Below are 20,592 nucleotides of genomic sequence, written 5' to 3' on the forward strand. Positions count from 1 at the left end.
CCCGCAAAAACCTTTATTTTTCAAGGTTTTTCGCGGGTTTTATATTCCTCTTTTAGGCCTATGCCCATTTTCTTGTAAGTATTTAGTTTTTTAGTCTGATTTCTTACAATTGTGATTCTTTCACCGGATGTTGTTGGGATTGTCCCCATTGTGCCGGTAGCTATGTGGTATTCACCGGATGATGAGGTACACAATGCACCATCAGCCCAAGGAATATAGAAGGATAAAGCGGACCCCGCCTCGCTGAAAATTTCAATCCACTCCGTCTCGCCTTCCTTGAATTCTGCACTTACAAGGAAACCGCCCACCGCCCGAAGCGTGTGGAACTCTGCTTGTTGTCCGTTCCAATTCGGGAAGAAACGAAGATGCCCGTTGTAGCTTTGCAGCAGGCAGTCGTTAATAACAGCGGGCAGTGCGAAGTTTTCAAACCAGATTCCCATCCTTGACATAAAGTCGAAATTTTCTGTATCCGAGTAACGACCTCCACTCATCAAAACACGATCTGTACAAGTACCGTTGGGGAGCAGGCAGTATTGAACCTGCCTCTTAAAGCGTTCCAGATCTAGAACTCCGAGCCGCGCGCCTGCAAGATTGTAGAATACCAATTCATTACCGCCTTCGTTCCGGTGATTCAAATAGGAATTCACTGCCGTCTGGTATTCATCCTCAGGTGAGTGCAGGCCATGATGCTCTCCCGGAAAAACGGTTGTCACTGGAATAGGCACATTATAGACAACTTCTGGATCTTCACCCGCAACCGATACGAACACCCGCCCGCGCTGAGATTCTACTGTAGGATATTCCGGAAAATGGTCCAAGATTTCTCTTACTTCAATCAGCAATTGCTGCTCAGAATTTTCCTCATTCAGTACCTCACATGCTTCGGAAAAAGAACGGAAAAGAAAACGGGTGAGCGCTAGATCGATCAGACAATCGCTGTTCTTAGCGAATCCTGGTGTAATCTCATATAGCTCCGGGACAACAGTAGGGAAAATGTGATAGTTATCGTCATCCCATCGTTCTCCTCGGGCTTCCAAGCGTTTCATATAATCCACCATGAACAGTACAGCCTCTTTGATGGGGTGAAAAGCCCGATCCCGAAGGAAGTCTTTATCCATGGAGTAGAGATAGTGCCACCAGAGGCTTTGCACCGTCCAGGGGGTTTCACAAATTTCCCAGCCCCAATGAGGCACAGGATAAGGCATCATCGTCATTTCTACCGGATAGGCGGAGTGAGGGAAATAAGCACCGCTCAGCCCATAGTACTGCTGAGCCCAACTACGGCTAACGGGCAGCACATGATCGACCATATCGACATAAGGAAGGTGCTTATCTAGATGATTGCTGGAAAATGCCAGCCAGAACGGCTGTTGCGTGTTGTAGTTCATGTGGTAGTCGCCATGCCAATCCGCACCGATAGTACGATAGCTCCAGTTGGCGAAGAGGCCTGGGCAGGTTACGCCCTCTTTCACAGAGCAATTGAAGAAGTATAAATTCCGGTACCAAATTTCTTCCAAAAAATTATCACTAAGAATAACAGCCGATTTAATCCAATAGTCGTACCACCATTCCGCCGTCTCTACTTGAGCCGCTTTGTAGCCATCAAGACTAGGTGGTACGATCTCCGACACAGTTTGAACTTCCGTATAAAGTCCTTCCCATAATTCAGCACAAGCGAAAACGCCAGCCGTTGTTCCAGTCTGATTTACCGCAGCAAGGTCAGTTTTTCTTACTGCCAGTCGAAAGGCTTTGTCTCTCTCATTGGGTGTATATGGAGCAGTTGGCAGTTCCACAGAAGGCAGTACTTGTGTGAAGGATATAACTTCTTCTGCATCTTTTGTTATTTCTGCTTGAGGGAATTCCAATGGTGTTTCTGGGTCGGGAAGCAATTTGATTTCAGTAAATAATGAAACCGCAGCCCCGCTAATTCTGTCGGTAACCTTCATCCAAACCCGATCATGATGCCCCTCAACAAATAATTCTAAGACAGCCCGCTTATTATTGATCAGAAAATCAATTGTGCATCGTCCGTCCTCAATATGGACGGTATGTCCCAGTACTTCAGCTGTCCGGCGGTCATACCGGAGAAGCAAAGTGCCACAAGGCATTGGCTTTGGATAGGCTTTGCTGTAATTCTTACCAGCCATCTCGCAATATTCCTTATACCATGGATTGTCTGTCAATCGCGGCAGGTCAGCAGGCAAAGCAGAGAACCGGTCATACACTTCTTGAAAAGTCATGATTTCATCCCGGTGTTCCTCAGCGATGCGAATGTCCCAGACATTATTATGGCCGAAATGGAGCAGTACCGCATCAGGGCGTGTGGTGACGACAACTCCTAAGCCCCCGTTGCCTAACAGAGCACCTTCAAAAAAATCTGTTGCTGGACCGTTAAAATGAATGCGATGTTGTCCTGCTCGTTCATATCCAACGTTGTTGTTATATAAATTATTGGATTGCACATTTGTCTTCAGCATTTTCCATTCTTCTCCTTCATTTAGACTGTATTCTTGTTCCAAATGTATCAGAGAGAGAGGGTGTTAGTATTTAGCAGGTCGTCTACTAGTTGCACGATTGTCGGATAAATTTCCTTCCGCACAGAACTGTTTTGCAAAATTTCAAAGCAAAGGTTTAATATAAAAGAAACTGTAGCAGCCAAAAGGGGAGCTTCCGCATGAACTTTACTTCTTTACATCCCTATGTGTATCTAGCGACTCGATATCCGTTTTACAAAGGACAGTCCAGCTCGCCGAGGATATGCTACACCAGCTCTATTTATTTAATCAGCGAAGGGTTTGGGACATTGGTTAGCCGTGGACAAATCAAGAGATTGGGCCCAGGAGCGCTCGTATATATGCCGGCTGGTCAATTACATGAGTGGCTGGCTGATTCGCAGGAGCCAATGGTGCATATATGCTGTTACTTTGACTGGCATTACATGGATCGGGAACATCAATTTGATACAGCTTGTCCCGTATGCTACCCGCCTCAGCCGTTATTGGAGGAGCACATTGGGCCGCAGTTCCCGTACCCTCTTCCCGAAATCACCAGGGTAGAATCATCGCGGGTCTGGGAAGATCTGTTTCAGGACTTTTATAAAAATGCGGATTTTACCAATGAACAGACCTTCATGCGCAGCCTGAAGATTCAGCGAAACTTTCAAATATTTATTGATTATTTTCTAAACAGCCAGTTGAAAGAACAGCAGATTCCAGACCGAAGAATTACTCACATACTAGAAATTATGGAACATGATCTTTTGCATGGCGTCCCTAAAAAAATTTGAAGTTTACTACAAGAGCCTGAGGATGAGCCGCGCACATTTCTTTGAACTGTTCCGTCAATCGACAGGTAGTTCCCCTATTCAATATATGCATCGTTTCCGAATAGGGAGGGCAAAGGAAGACTTGTTACATACCACGCTAACCATTACAGAAATTGCAGAGAAGTATCATTTTAGCTCCGTCCATTATTTTTCGCGACTTTTCCATAAGGTAACAGGTCATTCCCCGGCTCGTTACCGATCGCAACAATAGCCAATTGGATTTGCCGCATTATAATCGGTTACAATTGATTTAGGTGACGGAATTAATTTTGTCTTAATAAATGCCGCCTATAATAGGAGCAAGGAATAAATTGGAACTAAGGTCTTGTTTGAGATATGGCAATGATTTTTAACTTAAGCCAAATAGCGAAACTACAGAAAGGGATAGGATATGAGCAGGAAAAAACAACTAAAGATCAAAAAGGTCGGCATCGAGCATCTCAAGCAATATAATCAGTTGCTGCGTTATGTGTTTCAAGTGACCTATCGTGACTTGCATCAAATCGGCTGGGAAGAGGATGAGATTATTCGTGCGAAATCTCCGGCATTGGAGCAAGCCGATGTGCTGGGCTGGTTTGACGAAGACAAACTAATTTCTCAAGCTGCCGTATATCCGCTACAGGTGCGTATTTTTAATCAAACCTACGAAATGGGCGGACTAACGGGCGTTGGTACATATCCGGAATATGCAAACCAAGGATTGATGCATAAATTGCTGTATCAGGCTTTGGAAAATATGAAAAATCGGGGACAGTCGATAGCGTTCCTTTTCCCATACTCCATTCCTTATTATCGCCGCAAGGGCTGGGAGATCATTTCCGATAAAATTACGTATGAGATCAATGATTATCAGCTTCCTAAAAACAAGCAGGTGCCCGGAGAAATCGTGCGTGTCACGGTAGAGAGCGATCAGGTGAAAAAGGCGTATGAACGTTTTGCGATTCGTACCCATGGCGCTTTACTCCGAAATGACCTGCTGTGGAATGAGTATTGGCTATGGGAATCCGATGATATTATGGCTGCCATCTATTACAATGAAGAGGATGAGCCGGACGGCTATGTGCTTTATCGGATAGCGGATGAGGTATTCCATATTAAGGATATGATTTTCGTAAGTGAAGAAGCGCGCAGCGGCCTGTGGAACTTTATTAGTGCACACTTTTCCATGATCTCTAAAGTCATCGGTAATACCTATACAGATGAACCATTAGCATTTCTATTAGAGGATGCGGACATTAAGGAAACGATCTCGCCCTATTACATGGCCCGTATTGTAGATCTGGAGCAGTTTATTGCGCAATATCCATTCAAGACAGATACGACGGATCGTGAATGGACGTTCATGCTTGATGATCCTTTGCTGTCTTGGAACCAAGGGGTATTCAAGCTAAGTATTACTGCCGAGGGGAAAGGTGAAGTCGTTCGAACGTCAGAGAAATGCAATGACCGAATTGATATTCAAACGTTAACTACGATGCTCATGGGCTATAAAAGACCAGATTATCTTCACAAGATTGGACGCATTTCCTGCGCGCCAGAGACGGTAGATATGCTGGAGGATGCCATAGAGCAGCAGACCCCATATTTCTCGGATTATTTTTAATAAAATGAAGAACTTCCTTTACGAGTTGCCAGCATAGGGGAGGTTCTTTTTTTATTCTCTGCTTATGTAATACCGCCCAATTGCAGATGTTAGTTTACAAATGCTGCGGGATATGATATTGTACCAATAAACCAAACATCCTACGTTTAGAGAGGTGAGATTATTGTTAAAGCAGACCAATCGTATGACCTTGGTGGAGCAGGCTGCCGAGCAAATGGAGAGGCTAATTGAATCAGGCACATGGCCTGTTGGTCAAAAAATTGCCGCAGAGCAGGAGCTGATGGAGCAGCTGCAAATCAGCCGGAACACACTGCGAGAGGCCGTTCGCGCACTTGTTCATGCCGGGCTCTTAAAAACAAGACAGGGAGATGGAACCTACGTTGTATCTTCCAGCAAGCTTGGCGTCGTGCTGCAGCAGCGAATTGAACAGACGGAGCTGCTCAAAACGTTAGAGGTCAGGTATGCATTGGAGCGGGAAGCAGCCAGGCTCGCTGCATTACGCCGCGATGATGAGGATATTGAAATTCTGAAGCAGCGTATTCAGGATTATGAGCGAGAGGCAGCAGGAGGCGATCATGATGCTTTTGTTGCCGCTGATATTAAGCTGCATATCGCGATCGTTGCCGCAGCACATAATGAGCTGCTGCATGAATTATACATGCATGTCATTGATGCGGTTACCTTCACCATACAGAAATCCGGGTGTTATCCGGATCACAATGATGATTTTCTGCTTACGCATAAAAAGACGGTTCAAGCCATTATTGATGGGAACGTTAGCCTTGCAGGAGATGCTGTCACACAGTACATTGAGGTGTCAAAGACTTCCCTGGATCATGAAGAAACAAAATAAATATAGATAATTCCGGCTGTCCAATGCCGGTATTGGAGGAGTTATGAGTACAACTGCACAACAAGCCATGGCACCCGAAAAAACTTGAACAACAAAAAGCAAGCTGGCTGAATTGGCCTTTGCTTATCAGTTTGATTATATTAGCAGCCAATATGCGCGCACCAATTACAGGTGTAGGCTCTCTTATCGGTGACATTAAGAGTGATCTGAGCATCTCGAATGGGTTGGCGGGTGTTATCACCGCTATGCCGCTCATTGCCTTTGCGCTGCTGTCGCCTTTTGCCCCGAAGCTGTCTCAACGATTTGGATTAGAGCGGGTGCTGGCACTGTCGGCTTTAATGATTACGGTTGGTGTTATTGTCCGCTCCTTAGGCGGAGTTGTTTTATTAATGCTCGGAACGATGCTGTTCGGTATGGCGATCGCCGTATGTAATGTATTGCTGCCAAGCTTGGTGAAGACGGCATTTCCGAATCAGCTTGGATTAATTACCGGCTTTTATACAGTCGCAATGAACCTATGCGGCGCACTTGCTTCTGGGATCAGCGTCCCTCTTGCTCATTCCATTGGTCTTGGTTGGCGGGGCTCGCTTATGATATGGGCTATACTAGCCGGTACAGCAACCATTTTGTGGCTGCTAAGATCCAAGGAAGCTGCAGGTGCACAAGCTTCTATCTCAGCGATGAAAAAAGGAAAATCGCTCTGGCGTAATAAGCTTGCATGGAGCATTACGCTGTATATGGGCCTGCAATCGATGGTTTTTTATGTCATTGCTGCGTGGCTGCCTGAAATACTGCAGGAACGCGGAATCGGTGCAGAGCAGGCGGGCTGGATGCTATCGTTTATGCAATTTGCCATAATGCCAGTTACCTTTGTCGTGCCGATTTTGGCAGGGAAAATGAAGGATCAGCGATGGATTGTCGGCATGATCTTCATCTTGCTGTTCGGAGGGCTTATTGGATTGATTTATGGCAGTAATACGATTGCCTCATTCAGTACGATTATACTTGGTATAGGCAGCGGAGCCGCATTTAGTCTGGCCATGATGTTCTTCACGCTTCGCTCCAACCATGTGCAGGAAGCGGCGGAGCTGTCAGGAATGGCACAGTCTGTCGGTTATATGCTGGCAGCGTTAGGACCCATTGCGTTTGGGGTGCTGCATGATACTACACATTCTTGGACCATCCCGCTGTATACTCTTATTGTAGTTATCGTGCTTATATTAAGCTTTGGACTTATAGCAGCTAAAAACCGTACCATTCAATAATGTACAAACGAATAGACTAGCGGTTCCAGGCAGGAGGATGAATCACTCGCTTTATTGATTCATCCTCCTGCCTTTGTTAAAATGATGGATGTTGACGTTTACAACTTTAAACTATACTATTGAATAGACCAGTCTATATAACGAGGGGGCGATACGATGAAAAAAGATTCGAGAGATACAATTCTATCGACAGCCGCCCGTTTATTTCAGCTTCAAGGCTACAGTGCTACGGGGCTTAATCAGATCATTAAGGAAAGCAATGCTCCTAAAGGCTCCTTGTATTATCATTTTCCTGGCGGGAAAGAGCAGCTGGCTGTCGAATCGATAAACAAGATGGCTGGTTTTATCGCTGACCAAATTACAAGCGATTTTGTTGAATACAAGAATGTGGCGGAAGCTGTTCAGATTCATATTCGAAACATCGGAGAAGGCTTTGACGATATTGAGCATATTGAAGGCATCCATATTGGTCTAATTGCGTCAGAGACAGCATTGAAGAGCGAACCGTTAAGGTTGGCTTCCAAGCATGCTTTTGACCGATGGAAATCCATTTATGAGCAAAGATTGATCGAAGATGGCTATGGGGAAGAGAGAGCGGTCCAATTATCTGTTCTCATTAATTCGTTGATTGAAGGTGCGATTACGCATGCACTCACTTATAAAAATGGGGATGCTTTACGTAATGCGGCTGATTTCATTCCGGTGCTGCTTAAGAAATAGTTTTACTGTTTCTTTTAATATAATTATGTAGACCGTTCTGTATATTAATTTAGTTATTGAAGCATTTGGAAAGGAATTGACGTACTGTAAATCGAATATACATTTTATACCTAAATGGGTGAGGAGGAATATTTCAATGTTTGAGGATAAAGAGAGCGAGCTCTATGCAAAGTCTACACGATAAACAACGGCGGTTGTTTGTATAGAGCTGTGGAAATGAAAACCGCCATCACATCCTGAAGGATGGAACCGGTTTATATGGAGACTTTGCTGCCTTAAAATTCATTTTATTTTTAAGGAGTAGAGTAATCATGAAATATGTAAATGCAGATATGATTTTGCCTGAACCATTGCTGAAGGAAATCCAAAAGTATATTCATGGTGCCGCGATTTACGTGCCTAGGCCTGAAGGGGAGAAGACGGGATGGGGCGTGAAATCAGGCAGTCGACAATATATTCAGCAAAGAAATCAATCAATCCGCCGGATTTTTACGGATGGCGCTACGATTGATCAGCTGGCAGACCAGTTTTTTCTGTCCTGTGACAGCATTAAAAAAATTGTGTACCGTAAATCAAAATAAATTCACAAGCCGCATTGGATGCAAATCCATTGCGGTTTTTTTAGGTAAAGAACGTATCATACTAGTTTATTGCATAGGATTGCTTCGTACGCATGGTTACAATTAACCTTACATTCCAAGAAAGGAGGGATGTATGAAAGATGCAAAGAGAGAGACTAGAGGGTTTGAACGGGCATAAGGGCGGGGTCGTCTGGTTTACGGGATTGCCGGGTTCCGGGAAAACGACGATCGCAAATCGGGTCCAAGAAAAATTGCTGGAATTGGGCATTCGTTGCGTTGTATTGGACGGCGATCAGTTGAGGAAGGGACTTAATCGCGACCTTGGTTTTTCTGAAACGGATCGGTTGGAAAATCTTCGCCGAGCAGCGCAGGTTGCTCAATTGTTCGTCGAAGCAGGCAGCTTCGTATTGGCTCCATTCATTACGCCAACAGACTCATGCCGAGCAGTAGTGAAATCATTTTTTAAGACAGAGGATTACTCGGAGCTGTATGTGAAATGCGCATTGGACTCTTGTGTACGGCGAGATCCGAAGGGGATGTATAGTCTGGCTTTAGAGGGGGAATTGCCTGATTTTACTGGGGTATCTGCTCCATATGAACCGCCAGTTGAACCCGATATTGTCATTGATACGGAATGTGTTGAATTACAGCCATGTGTGGATACACTTGTTGATTTTGTTCAATCTAGATTGCAATGAAAGTGAAAGAGGAGGACAATCTAATGAAACCTGAATTAAGCTATACGATCTGGTTCTCACAACGAACCGGGAGCAGTTTGCTGAATAAAGCGCTGGCATCAACAGGAGTAGCAGGTGATCCATGTGAATGGCTGCATTTTCAGCACCGGGAGCCAGCGACGTTGAAGCGTGAGGATCTTGAACTTATATGGCAGCATGGAACGACGCCAAACGGCGTATTTGGTATCAAAATCAATTATGAGCAGAGATGGGTGGACGCATTCCGATCGATGTTCGAGCTGCCGATAGAAACGCCCAGCGCTGAGGTATGGGGTACCGCCTTCCCGAATTGTACGAAGCATATTTATATGACTCGCCGCAACAAGGTAAGAATGGCCGTATCTTGGTGGCGCGCCATCGTTTCTGGGGAATGGCACCGCGGCTTCGGAGAAAAGCCGTTGGAGTATGACTTTAACGATGAATATAATTTCGATGCTATCAATCATCTGCTCGTCGACGGTACAATGTGCGAGGCTGCGATTGAAGACTTCTTCTCAGAGTCAGGCATCGTACCCCTAACGATTGTTTATGAAGATTTTATTCTCGATTATGAAGGAACGGTTCAGCGTGTACTGGAGTACTTGGGGCTTCCTGCGGAAGGCGTACATATTGCTCCGCCATCCTTGGACCGGCTGGCTGACGAAGTATCCGAACAGTGGGTACAACGGTTCCGCGAAGAGCGGCAGAAGGACTGGGAATTTATAAAATGGTAATGAATCGCCGCTGTGTGAATGCCGTTGTCCGCTTGATTGCTACCGTTGCATTTTATGATTCTGCTTAGCCCGTATAGAAGAGGAGGCTGCCGATACGTATCGGCAGCTTTTTTCCGATGTACAGGTGAAATCACTGTACATAATGAAGTGATGTGTGTAATTCCTCTTTAAAATATTGCTTGACAATTGTTCCTGTATTCCTTATATTCCTCTTATCCTTAACGTTTTTAAAAAGGTTTTAATAAGTGTTCGCGATTCATATCAAACCGATATTTGAACGTAAACCGCAAGTGGAAAATATGAAACTTGGAGGATATCATGATGACGACTACAAGAACGGACTGGGATAAAGGAGCTTGGATGAACCCGCCTTTGTCGGCTCGAATAGAGGACGGTCATTTGAAGGTTATACCAGAGAAGGGCAGAGACTTTTGGAAAAAAACACTGTACGGCTTCGAATTTGAGGACGGTCCGGCGCTATTGGCAGAATGGGACTCCAACACCGCAGTAGAAGTTTCCTTTCAATTAAACAGCTTTAGTGAGCTCTACGATCAGGCTGGCATTCTGATGTATCACGGGCCTGAGCAATGGATCAAAACAGGTGTTGAGCTCAATGATGGCATTCCCCAGCTTGCCGTAGTCGTAACGGACGGCTACTCCGATTGGTCGCTTTGTGCCGTGCCGGATTGGGCGGGAGAAGAGGTCACGCTCCGCGCCTCCATTATGAAGGATGCGGTTATTATTAGGGCACGTACAGAGAAACATTCCTGGCGTACGATTCGTGTCGCTCGTTTTCCATATGAGAGCGGAAATCAAGCTGGTCCGTATACCTGTTCGCCAAAGCGGGACGGATTCGAGGTTACTTTTACCCGTTGGAGCTTTACAGAACCGGATCAAGATCTGCACACCGATCCACCAGTGAAGGGGGCTTAAAGCATGAGAGTGCCGATAAATGAGGAAATTATGCATACGTACCCGGGTATGGTCGCGATCGTTACGTCACGCTTTAACGGGCAGCAGAACGTTATGGCTTCCGGTTGGCATACGTACATTGGGTCGTCGCCTGGAATATACGGGATATCGCTTCGCAAAGAAACATACAGCTATTCATTAATTGAACAAAGCGGCGTATTTGGCGTTCATTTTTTGCCGGCCAGCAGCTCAGAGGTCATTCAAGCGGTCGGAACGTTCAGCGGCCGGGATATTGATAAATTCAACAAGTTCAACATCCGTTATGAAGAAGGACTTAAAGTGGATGTTCCCGTGCTGTCTGATGCGTATTTTGCTTATGAGTGCAAGGTGATGAACATTACGACTTATGGCGATCATGAATGGATTGCAGGTGAAATTTTGCAGCGTTATCAGGACAAGGATTGTTTTCTGGAGGACGGGTTGCCTGACTTTGCGAAGCTGGAAATTCCGCTTTACTTGGGACGCTCTACGTATCGGACGCTGGATCAGCACAGCGAGGTGAAGACACATCCGCTCTATATCAATAAGTAGGGGGAGGGAATGTCATGAGTCAAATTACGAATAATTCGATCCGTGTCAAAAAAATTAACCAGGAACTGATCAAGCAGGCGTTGAAGCTGATGAAGGAAGGCACGAAATCGATGATCGCAAGCGCCACCGGCTTAAGTGTAGCGACCTGCGGTACGATTCTTAATGAATTTCTCGAAACCGGAGAGGTCATGGAGACGGAGATGGAGCAGCCGAACGGTGGCCGGCCGGCCAAACGTTTTATTTATAATGCTAATTTTGCCTATATCGCTTGTATTTACATCAGCTCCGAGGGCGGCCAGCATTCTTTGACCTATACGGTAGCGAACCTGTATGGCGAAGCTGCAGATACCGGATATGTTGAGGTGGAGCTCGCAGATGCGAATGCGGTTGAGCAGCAAGTCGAAGAGCTTATCGCGAAGCACGCTGAAATAAAAGCGGTCGGAATCGGTATTCCAGGTCTCGTCCATCAAGGGGTTATTAATGTCTGCGATATTGCCGAGCTTATTGATGTTCCTCTTGAAGCAAGGCTGCGAGAGCTGTTCGAGGTTGAAGTTACCGTCGACAACGATATGAATTTATCGGTATACGGTTTTTACAAGAAGCAGAACTATGACGAAGACAAGACGATTGCCGTGGTCACGTTCCCAAGGAATAACTTCCCGGGGGCAGGCATGATGATTAACGGTCAGATTCACAAAGGAACGACTCAATTTGCGGGAGAGATTTCTTTCTTGCCCTTCGGCATTTCACGAGAGGAGCAGTGGAGGCAGTTCCATGATGCTGAAGCTTTCGTTCCGTTAGCAGCTAAGACAATCATGTCGATCATTGCCGTTATCAACCCGGAGACCGTCGCAATGACGGGAGAGCTGGTGAACGAGGCGCATATCGAAGGGATTCTCAAGCTATGCAAGGGAGTCATTCCTGATGAGCATATGCCGCAATTGATCGTATTGGAGCATCCGCATGATGACTATATGAATGGATTAATTGCCGTCACTCTTGAAAGCTTGAGCTATAACCTTCAGCTCGTAGAGAAACGGCGTTAAGACGTAAGGAGAACGTAACACAATGGCACATTCGCTCAACACGAGACAAATACATTTATGGCGTATCGCCATCTATTTCTTTTTTGCGCTACCGGGGTTCTCGACCGCAACATGGATATCGAGAACGCCTACGATCCGGGATGCATTAGGTGCTTCTACGAATGAAATGGGATGGATTATTTTTGGTCTAGCAACAGGTTCAATTATCGGATTGTTGGGCGCCAGCCATTTTATTGCCCGTTTTGGCGGGCGCTTCGTTATGGTAAGCGGCTTGGCAATAGGCTCAATTGGTCTTATTGTAGTGGGCTTAGGCGGCTCATGGCTGGCACAAGGTGTAATGGTATTTTTCGGCTTGGCCATATTCGGCTTCGGCAATGGCATATGCGATGTTGCGATGAATGTCGAAGGGACGGAAGTCGAGCATGCGGCCAAAAAATCGCTGCTGACCGGTTTTTCACGCCGCCTTTAGTGCAGGTACGCTGATTGGCGCTATTACGGGAGCCGCTGCAATCAAAGCTGGCATTCCCGTCCATACGCATCTTGCAATCGCAGCGGTTATCGTTGTATTGTCTATTATTTATCTATATCGTATGGTTCCGGCCGGTACGGCGCAGGACAACAAGACTGGCTCTGGCGAACCGCCTATGACGACTAGAGAGCGCATGGCAGTATGGAAAGAGCCGCGTACGATACTGATCGGTATCGTCGTGCTGGGTATGGCGTTTGCGGAAGGCTCTGCAAATGATTGGCTGCCGCTCGTCATTGTTGACGGGTATAACGTAACACCGGCTACCGGTTCGTTCGCGTTCGGCTTGTTCGTCGCGGCAATGACGATTGGCCGTGCACTTGGAGGCAAGCTGCTCGATCGCTTCGGCAGAGTTGTCGTCCTGCGGACTTCCGCGTTGCTTGCTATAGTAGGATTGCTCATCGTCATTTTCGGAAAAAGCTTCGGGTTTGCCGCTGTTGGCGTCCTTCTTTGGGGCTTTGGCTCCGCATTCGGGTTTCCTGTAGGACTGTCTGCAGCAGGGGACAATCCCCGCGGCGTTGCCGCTAGAGTAGGGGCAGTCACTACACTCGCTTATTTCGCTTTCCTCGTCGGTCCGCCTGTATTAGGCATTATCGGGGAAGCGGTGGGGCTGCTTCGCGCTTTACTTGTCGTACTCGTAGGGGTGACGATTGCTGGTTTGTTGTCGCATGCGGCTAGACCGCTTGGGGAAGAACAGAACGGGAAAGCGAGCGGCGTTTGAACGCGTCGGCACGAAGCAGCGGCTGAGCGCAATCATACTATATTGGAAGAAGGGGCAAGCCTAGTGCTTGTCTCTTCTTTTTGCTGAGAATTCGCTGCATTTTGATACGATAAATCGCTGATAAAACGGCTTGCAACCTGCACTTTGACATTTTGATCCTTTATTCGTCTGACTATAATGCGAGAACGAAATGAGATAAGTCAGCAAGACATGGAACGGTAGCAATCATTGACGCTTTATGAAAGGAATGATTTAATATTGAGATAATCTGTAAAAAGTGGGTGCGAGTTTGGAACAGTATGGATACAACAAGCGTTTGCAGCATGAGACAGTACAAGAGGAGGAGGAGGGGACAGCAGCAGGTAAGGTATCCATTGAGGCACTTTGTACCATATATGGAGGTTCAATCGTATTACGCAGATGGCTGGCTGCGATAATTGATTTTATTATTATGATTCTATTTGTTTCCTTTTGGGATGCAATTTTGAAAGTTTTTTTTCAAATACATACGATAAACTTGTCGCTGTTGGATATCACAACTTATATATTGTTTATCTTCTTCTATTATAGTTTGCTAGAGGGTTTAACCGGCTACACGATCGGCAAATTTTTCTTAGGGATCAGAGTCGTTGATGAACAAGGGGACGCCCCCGGTTTAGTTAAAGCACTAATTCGATCTTCCACTCGATTGCTGGAATGTAATCCGTTTCTGGCAGGAGGCTTGCCGGCAGGATTAATCATTATTTTCACACGTCGTAAGCAGCGCTTGGGTGATTTAGCCGCCAAAACTTATGTAGTCAGAATTACAGATTTAGCAGCGGATAAGCAGGGGAATATAGCCGTTCTGAAACCGGTATTTCTGTTAGTTGTATTATTCGGTCTCGTGGGCGGATTTTTTGGCGTTCTCGGGTCTAATGACTTCATCCATATACGGTCAGCCGATGTGGAAGAAGCTGTTATAGAAGAAGCGGCATTAGAAGATTATGACGTTGTGCCTTCGGATAACGAATTTATTAGCGAGGATAAAAGGTTTAAAATTATTGCTCCTTACGATTGGATGAAAGATCCGGCATCAGAAGGTGAGAGCAACTTTACACTAGTCGATCCTCAAAACAACATGATTAGGATTCTTTACCGTAACTTGCAACCGGATGAATGGAGAGATGGGTTACTGGATGAATACAAAGAAGCATTCCTGGAAGATCTTGAGACTTATGCTGATGTGAAGGGGGCGGACAAGCCTTTTGGCAAAACAATAGACGGATATAAGGCGCTGCAGTTTACGGTTCTAGCGGAGGTTGATGGCTATGATTATAGGTATATTGCAACCTTCATGCAAACAGAATCAGCTGTGTATCAGATTGTGACCGCTTCGTTCGTAGATCAATTCGAGCAGGTAGAGAATGTTCTACTGAACATGATTGACAGCTTTAGGGAAAAGACCTAAGCCACATAGATGAATACAAATGTGAAGAGCATTCTTGTATAACGCTCGCTAGAAGAGAAGGTGTCCCATAAGCCACAGGCTTCGGGGGCACCTTCTTGCCCATTATCACATATTGCTGAATAATGAGGTGAGAATGGTCTATAGAGCTGCTGCGTGATGTAGATGCTGCTGTTGCGGAGTAAGTTGTCATTTGTACGTACTCCAGGTTCGCTTTTAGTAGTGAACTTGGAAAATGTACATTCCAAATAAAGTAGTTCTCGTCAGCGCACCGTCAGATTAATCTAGTCCAAAATGGACAGGGCTACTTTACATACGCCCTGAAGCATCTCGCGGTCATTTGTTGTTTTGGCCATCGCATACAGACCATATCGGGTGTTAACGAGAAATCTGGCGAGTTCCGGTACAGTATGCTTGCTGGAGAGATTACCGTTTTGCTGCGCTTGCTGCAGTAATCGATGAAATGTGGATTCCATCTCCAAATTAAAGGCCTCTATCCGGCTGGCGATATTGGCATCGAAAGCCGCCATATCCATGGCACTGTTGGTTAGAAAGCATCCCTTGAGGCCTCGCTCATCTTCATTCATTGCCCGATCAATCATCTTCTCGAAAAACGCCCTCAGCAAATTCTTCGGATCGCCGGGACCACTTAATATTCCTAATACCGAATCATGGCTATTCCGTTGAAACCTGTCTAAGCAGGCTGTAAATAATTGATATTTATCGCCAAACGTATCGTATAGACTGCCCCGATGGACATTTGTATGTGATACCAGATCAGCAATAGAGGTACGCTCATAGCCTTTAGCCCAGAACAGCTCCATCGCTTTCTCCAGTGCCTCATTCTGATCAAATTCTCTTGGTCGTGCCATATGCGTCACCTTTTTTTCCTTTTATCATACCTGTTTAAGAATGATCAGTAAACAATCTGGCACAATAAATTTCTGGACGCAAAAGATATAACAGTAACTTTCCGCTTAAAGGGAATCGAAGTGATTGTATGATCAAAATTGAATAGAAAAAAGTATTTGACTGGTCATTCTTAAATGAAGTATAGTCTACCTAGCAAGTGTAAAGCCGTTTCGCATGCTAATTTAAGAATGAGTATTCTTAAATTAAGTTTCATAATTGGACTAGTTGATCGCTTAAAGGGCAGCAGTCCGCTAATGAAGTTATTAATTTGCTTGACAATCAAAATTATGAGGAGTGTGACAAATGGAATATCAGGTATTGGGGCGTACTGGCTTGAAGATAAGCAGCTATACTCTAGGTACAGGCAATTTCGGGGAATGGGGAAATACAAATGTTGAGGAATGCATTCGTATCGTTGATGCAGCTTTGGAAAAAGGAGTAAACATTATTGATACGGCTGATGTCTACTCCGCAGGTCGTTCCGAAGAGATTGTCGGCCAAGCATTGAAGGGCCGCCGGGATCAAATTGTGCTAGCAACTAAAGTGGGCAATCCGATGGGGAAAGGGCTTCATGAAAGAGGCAACTCCCGGCTCTGGATCAAACGTGCGGTAGAGAACAGTCTGCGCAGGCTTGGAACCGATTATATCGATCTGTATCAGATTCACCGCCCTGACCCTGACACGGATCTGGAGGAAACACTGGATGTACTCACAGATTTGGTTCGTGAAGGGAAAATCCGCTATTTTGGTTCTTCCACGTTTCAGGCTTGGCAAATGACCGAAGCACAGTGGATTAGCGACCGCCGCAATCTGCTCCGCTTTTCCAGTGAACAACCGCCATATTCGATTATTAACCGGGGAATTGAACTGGATGTGCTGGAGGCGGCCCGCAAGTATGAACAGGGTATTCTCATATGGAGCCCGATGTCCGGAGGACTGCTGTCTGGCAGATATACACAAGGCCAGAAGGCCCCTGAGGGCTCGCGAGCCGAGAAGTTCAAGGGGAATATGCTGGGTAAAGTGGTCGACCCGACACGTGAAGAGAATCAGATCAAATTTGAATTGATCAAACAACTTCAGCTGATTGCCAATGATGCGGGTCTGGCGCTGAACCATATGGCGATGGCTTTTACCCAAGCACATTCCGCAGTTACCTCTACGATTATTGGTCCACGTACATTGGAGCAGCTCCACGATTCGCTTCACGCTTCAACGATCAAATTAACGCCCGATACTCTTGATGCGATCGATGCTATTGTGCCACCGGGCAAAACGATAGATGATCTGGAGCGCGGCTGGATTCCAAATTGGCTTGCTGCGGATAAAAGACGCCGTATTTAATACTAACATTATAAATTCAGGGGCTTAAAAACCGGGCCGGGATGTGGAGATCATTCCGTACACATAGAGTCGGTAGACAAGCTTTATTAAGTCATAACTGGCAAGAAAGAACCAGACACATGTCTGAACATTCCACAAGCGGCTGTCTCCCTTTAAATCTGGGAACAGCCGCTTTTATTTCCTCCATTTAATCCAGCTCCTGATGAACTTGATTATAAGTTACACAGTTTTAAAGATGCTTGGAAACTTCGAAATGATCTGGCCGTATGAGAAGAAGGGAGCTGGCATTTGTAGTAGTTCGGACTCATTTGCCATGCAATGGGTCTATTTTTTTGTGTTTTTTAATTTTTTTATGCACGGTTTCAGAAATGTTTCAAATCAGTTCTGTATAATGTAGAGGACTATCATACCAGTAAACGGCTCAAGTTATAAGCACCAAGTGGATTAGTCAGATGCGGAGGGAATAGGTTGGAAGTAGTAGATGCAGCTAATAATCATACACCAATTAATGAATTTGTCGTAAGAGCGTTGGAGAAAAATGTAGCGCTTATCCGCTTCGATCCTCAACGCCGTGTTACATATGTGAATGACGTGTTTGCCAGTACAATGGGATATACCGCAGAGGAAATGTACGGAATGCTGCATCAGCAATTCTGTTTCTCTGAATTCGTGAATAGCCCTGAGTATGAGCAGTTCTGGCAAAGTATTTTGGAAGGAAGAAGCTTTCAGGATAAAATAGAGCGCAAGGATGCAAAAGGCAACGTCGTATGGCTGGAAGCCACCTACATGCCTATTTATGATGAGCTGGGCCATAATATCATCGCGGTGACGAAGATTGCGACAAATATTACGAATCGGCAAAACAATATAACAGCCGTAGTTGATGAATTGAAGGAAATGTCAGCCAACTTGAATCGACGTGCTGAAACGGGGATCGAGCGGAGCAAAGAGCTGCTTTCCAGCATCTCCTTGATTGCCGGAGTGTCCGCTAACAATACTGAGACGCTGACAGATTTGCAGGAGCAGGCTCAGTCTATACAAGGTGTTGTGCAAACGATCCGGGATATCGCCTCACAGACGCAGCTGCTTGCTCTTAATGCTGCTATCGAAGCTGCGCATGCAGGCGATTATGGCCGGGGGTTCGATGTCGTAGCCAAGGAAGTGAAAAAGCTGTCCGTCATGGTTACCAATTCGATTACGGAAATTAGAGACAGCGTTCAAGGCATCACGAAGGAGATCGGGAACATAACTAGAGGAACCAAGGATATTCAGGATCATGTCCGGCAAAGCCAACAGCAAACTGAAGTGGCGATGAATGACTTCTCCAGCGTGATGTCTTCTGCACAACAGCTGGATGCTAAAGCAGATGATGTTATACATTTGTTGTAAGTCTACAGATCGTTTAGGTATGATCATTGATGAAGAAGGCCTTATTTAAAGGTCTTTTTTTGTTCCATTCTTTGTTGTGTTTATTGGGCTTTCAACAGCATTGGAGCGATAAAATCCAGAAACACATTGGCGGGATGCCGTTCCTTTTTACGCTTGTCGTCAGTGGTGACGACAACGATCTTCATCGATGGAATAATGTAAATGAATTGCCCTCCATATCCTCTGGCGTAATAGTAGGGAAGGGAAGGCGTGGTAATGGAGCCCAGTTGTTGCTCTACGTTGTCCACACGGTATGTATGTGTCCACCAATGCCATGCGTAAAATCCGAAGTTTGGCGGATTTGCAGGGATGACCGGTTGCACGGAATGATGAACGCGCTCTGGGGAAATAAGCTGCTGCTGTTCCCAGCGCCCTTGCTGCAGGTAGAGTTGTCCAAATTTGAGCATGTCGGCAGGGCGCATACGCATGCCATATCCTCCAGTATGAATGCCTTGCGGATCGGCTTCCCAAGTGTAGTCCTCAATACCAAGCGGACCGAAAAGCTCCTCTTCAGCAAATTGGGCAGTTGTTTTGCCGCTAGCTTGCACAAGAATAGCCGATAGCAGCTGTGAATCGCCGGAGCTGTACTCCATCCGGGTTCCTGGATCTTCGGATAACAGCTGCTCCAATATAAAATCGACCCAATGGCTTGAACGCGTCATGCGCGGAAAGGACTTTTGTCCGCCGAATTCAGTCCAGGAGAATCCAGATGTCATCGTTAATAGATGCTCGATCGTAATTTCCCGTTTCCGGGCATCAGGGTCATTAAGCAGCTGAGGGAAGAACTGAGAAATCGGAGTGTTTGCCTCCGGGATTATCCCTTTATCCATCGCAATGCAGATAAGAGCAGATAGAATGCTTTTCGTGCAAGAGTTCACTTTGGCTGTCTGTGCCGGAATCTGTTGATTGCGATAATGCTCATACAGCATCTGGCCGTCTTGGCTGATCAAGCAGCTTCTTAGATCTACAGGCTCTATGGCTGAAGTTAGTTGAGAAAAGTTCATCATCGTATTGTTACTTCCTTTATTGTAGTTAGGCTCTTCGAACTTCGAAGAGCAGTGCGATTGTTAATAAATAACGGCAGGTTACGTTAAAGTGAATAGTAGCATAAAAACCAATTGAAAATAAAGGAGATTCCCGCTGCATTACGAATAGAAATACAAATTAGAGTAAAGGGAGTCAGTGATCTGATCATGAATGAGCTTATTAATGAATCCGTCATACAGCTTGCCGAAAAGCTGCAATTGCCGGAACGTATATTTAACACAGAAGAATTGCCGTGGGTACCATTCACAGAAAATCATTCCTGTTATTTTAAACCACTGCGGTTTGATCTTAACACAGGAACATGGATTTATTTGTTCAAAATAAAGAGTAATCAGGTGTTGGGGAAACATAGGCATACAGGCGGGGCTGTTATTGGTTTTAATATTCAAGGGCGCTGGAGATATGAGGGACGTGACTGGGTTGCTGGGCCGGGCACCTTTGTGTTCGAACCGCCTGGGGATATTCATACGCTAGTAACGGAGGATGAAGAGGTAGTGACGCTCTTTATTTTAAGCGGAGCTCTTCAATACTTTGATGAGAATAACAAAATCGTGGGGCAAGACGACATTTATACCGTGTTGCACAAGTATAGGGAGTTTTGCGACCAGAATGGTATTGAATGGCGGGGGGATTTGATTTATTGAAGTTGGCCGAAAAATATAGCCTAGATCGCGGCAGCACTGTTATGCTTTCGAGAGTTAAGTTTGCTAGGCTTTATCCAATCAAAATGCAAATGTGCAGGTTGTCAGCCGCTTTTTCGATGATTTATCGCATCAAAATGCAAATGTGCATTTTGATTGCCTAAAAAGGCCTCAAAACGCGTGAAA

The 20,592-nt window shown here is 45.6% G+C and carries 21 protein-coding genes; 18 read left to right on the top strand and 3 right to left on the bottom strand.

Annotated features, from left to right (window positions below; genetic code table 11):
* Positions 1-20: 20 nt before the first annotated feature.
* Positions 21-2,477, bottom strand: a complete 2,457-nt coding sequence (locus TY10_RS04440; RefSeq protein ID WP_052350360.1) for a glycosyl hydrolase family 95 catalytic domain-containing protein — start codon at positions 2,475-2,477, stop codon at positions 21-23.
* Between the two features lie 377 nt (positions 2,478-2,854).
* On the opposite strand from TY10_RS04440, the gene TY10_RS31260 reads away from it, so the two are divergent.
* The 15 genes from TY10_RS31260 (at position 2,855) to TY10_RS04505 (ending at position 15,040) form a co-directional block, all read left to right on the top strand.
* A complete protein-coding gene (locus TY10_RS31260) occupies positions 2,855-3,286 on the top strand; it encodes a hypothetical protein (RefSeq protein ID WP_238327431.1) in 432 nt (143 codons plus the stop codon).
* A gap of 22 nt (positions 3,287-3,308) precedes the next feature.
* Positions 3,309-3,536, top strand: a complete 228-nt coding sequence (locus TY10_RS31265; protein WP_238327432.1) for a helix-turn-helix domain-containing protein — start codon at positions 3,309-3,311, stop codon at positions 3,534-3,536.
* Between the two features lie 180 nt (positions 3,537-3,716).
* The gene (locus TY10_RS04450; RefSeq protein ID WP_042160991.1) at positions 3,717-4,928 is read left to right on the top strand and encodes a GNAT family N-acetyltransferase; all 1,212 of its coding nucleotides are present in this window, start codon (positions 3,717-3,719) and stop codon (positions 4,926-4,928) included.
* A gap of 163 nt (positions 4,929-5,091) precedes the next feature.
* On the top strand, positions 5,092-5,781 hold the full coding sequence (locus tag TY10_RS04455; RefSeq protein ID WP_042160993.1) for a FadR/GntR family transcriptional regulator: 690 nt from the start codon (positions 5,092-5,094) through the stop codon (positions 5,779-5,781).
* A gap of 152 nt (positions 5,782-5,933) precedes the next feature.
* A complete protein-coding gene (locus tag TY10_RS04460; RefSeq protein WP_238327433.1) occupies positions 5,934-7,046 on the top strand; it encodes a CynX/NimT family MFS transporter in 1,113 nt (370 codons plus the stop codon).
* Positions 7,047-7,202: 156 nt separating this feature from the next.
* Entirely contained in the window at positions 7,203-7,766 is a 564-nt protein-coding gene (locus TY10_RS04465; RefSeq protein WP_042160997.1) for a TetR/AcrR family transcriptional regulator, read from the top strand.
* 311 nt (positions 7,767-8,077) lie between these two features.
* Entirely contained in the window at positions 8,078-8,347 is a 270-nt protein-coding gene (locus TY10_RS04470) for a CD3324 family protein (protein WP_042160999.1), read from the top strand.
* A 140-nt stretch (positions 8,348-8,487) separates the two neighbouring features.
* Positions 8,488-9,045, top strand: a complete 558-nt coding sequence (gene cysC / locus TY10_RS04475) for an adenylyl-sulfate kinase (protein WP_042161000.1) — start codon at positions 8,488-8,490, stop codon at positions 9,043-9,045.
* Positions 9,046-9,068: 23 nt separating this feature from the next.
* On the top strand, positions 9,069-9,797 hold the full coding sequence (locus TY10_RS04480) for a Stf0 family sulfotransferase (protein WP_042161002.1): 729 nt from the start codon (positions 9,069-9,071) through the stop codon (positions 9,795-9,797).
* 321 nt (positions 9,798-10,118) lie between these two features.
* Positions 10,119-10,730: a DUF1349 domain-containing protein gene (locus TY10_RS04485; protein ID WP_042161004.1), complete on the top strand. Its 612-nt coding sequence runs from the start codon at positions 10,119-10,121 to the stop codon at positions 10,728-10,730.
* A gap of 3 nt (positions 10,731-10,733) precedes the next feature.
* Complete coding sequence (locus TY10_RS04490) at positions 10,734-11,300, top strand: flavin reductase family protein (protein WP_042161006.1); 567 nt, start codon at positions 10,734-10,736, stop codon at positions 11,298-11,300.
* Between the two features lie 14 nt (positions 11,301-11,314).
* On the top strand, positions 11,315-12,346 hold the full coding sequence (locus tag TY10_RS04495; RefSeq protein WP_042161009.1) for an ROK family protein: 1,032 nt from the start codon (positions 11,315-11,317) through the stop codon (positions 12,344-12,346).
* A gap of 22 nt (positions 12,347-12,368) precedes the next feature.
* Positions 12,369-12,815, top strand: a complete 447-nt coding sequence (locus TY10_RS31270) for an MFS transporter (protein ID WP_238327434.1) — start codon at positions 12,369-12,371, stop codon at positions 12,813-12,815.
* A gap of 40 nt (positions 12,816-12,855) precedes the next feature.
* The gene (locus tag TY10_RS31275) at positions 12,856-13,593 is read left to right on the top strand and encodes an MFS transporter (protein ID WP_337588327.1); all 738 of its coding nucleotides are present in this window, start codon (positions 12,856-12,858) and stop codon (positions 13,591-13,593) included.
* A gap of 289 nt (positions 13,594-13,882) precedes the next feature.
* Positions 13,883-15,040: an RDD family protein gene (locus tag TY10_RS04505; protein WP_042161011.1), complete on the top strand. Its 1,158-nt coding sequence runs from the start codon at positions 13,883-13,885 to the stop codon at positions 15,038-15,040.
* Between the two features lie 281 nt (positions 15,041-15,321).
* Here TY10_RS04505 and TY10_RS04510 read toward each other — a convergent pair whose 3' ends face one another.
* Complete coding sequence (locus TY10_RS04510) at positions 15,322-15,909, bottom strand: TetR/AcrR family transcriptional regulator (protein ID WP_042161013.1); 588 nt, start codon at positions 15,907-15,909, stop codon at positions 15,322-15,324.
* A gap of 343 nt (positions 15,910-16,252) precedes the next feature.
* Here TY10_RS04510 and TY10_RS04515 point away from each other — a divergent pair, with 343 nt between their 5' ends.
* Positions 16,253-17,290 (top strand): aldo/keto reductase, encoded by a 1,038-nt coding sequence (locus TY10_RS04515; RefSeq protein ID WP_042161015.1) that lies wholly within the window; start codon positions 16,253-16,255, stop codon positions 17,288-17,290.
* 468 nt (positions 17,291-17,758) lie between these two features.
* On the top strand, positions 17,759-18,679 hold the full coding sequence (locus TY10_RS04520; protein WP_238327437.1) for a methyl-accepting chemotaxis protein: 921 nt from the start codon (positions 17,759-17,761) through the stop codon (positions 18,677-18,679).
* An 80-nt stretch (positions 18,680-18,759) separates the two neighbouring features.
* Here TY10_RS04520 and TY10_RS04525 read toward each other — a convergent pair whose 3' ends face one another.
* Positions 18,760-19,725: a serine hydrolase domain-containing protein gene (locus TY10_RS04525; RefSeq protein WP_337588326.1), complete on the bottom strand. Its 966-nt coding sequence runs from the start codon at positions 19,723-19,725 to the stop codon at positions 18,760-18,762.
* 186 nt (positions 19,726-19,911) lie between these two features.
* Here TY10_RS04525 and TY10_RS04530 point away from each other — a divergent pair, with 186 nt between their 5' ends.
* Positions 19,912-20,409: a 2,4'-dihydroxyacetophenone dioxygenase family protein gene (locus TY10_RS04530; RefSeq protein WP_052350361.1), complete on the top strand. Its 498-nt coding sequence runs from the start codon at positions 19,912-19,914 to the stop codon at positions 20,407-20,409.
* Positions 20,410-20,592 lie beyond the last annotated feature (183 nt).

This window comes from Paenibacillus gorillae, from assembly GCF_000513275.1.
Lineage (GTDB): Bacteria > Bacillota > Bacilli > Paenibacillales > Paenibacillaceae > Pristimantibacillus > Pristimantibacillus gorillae.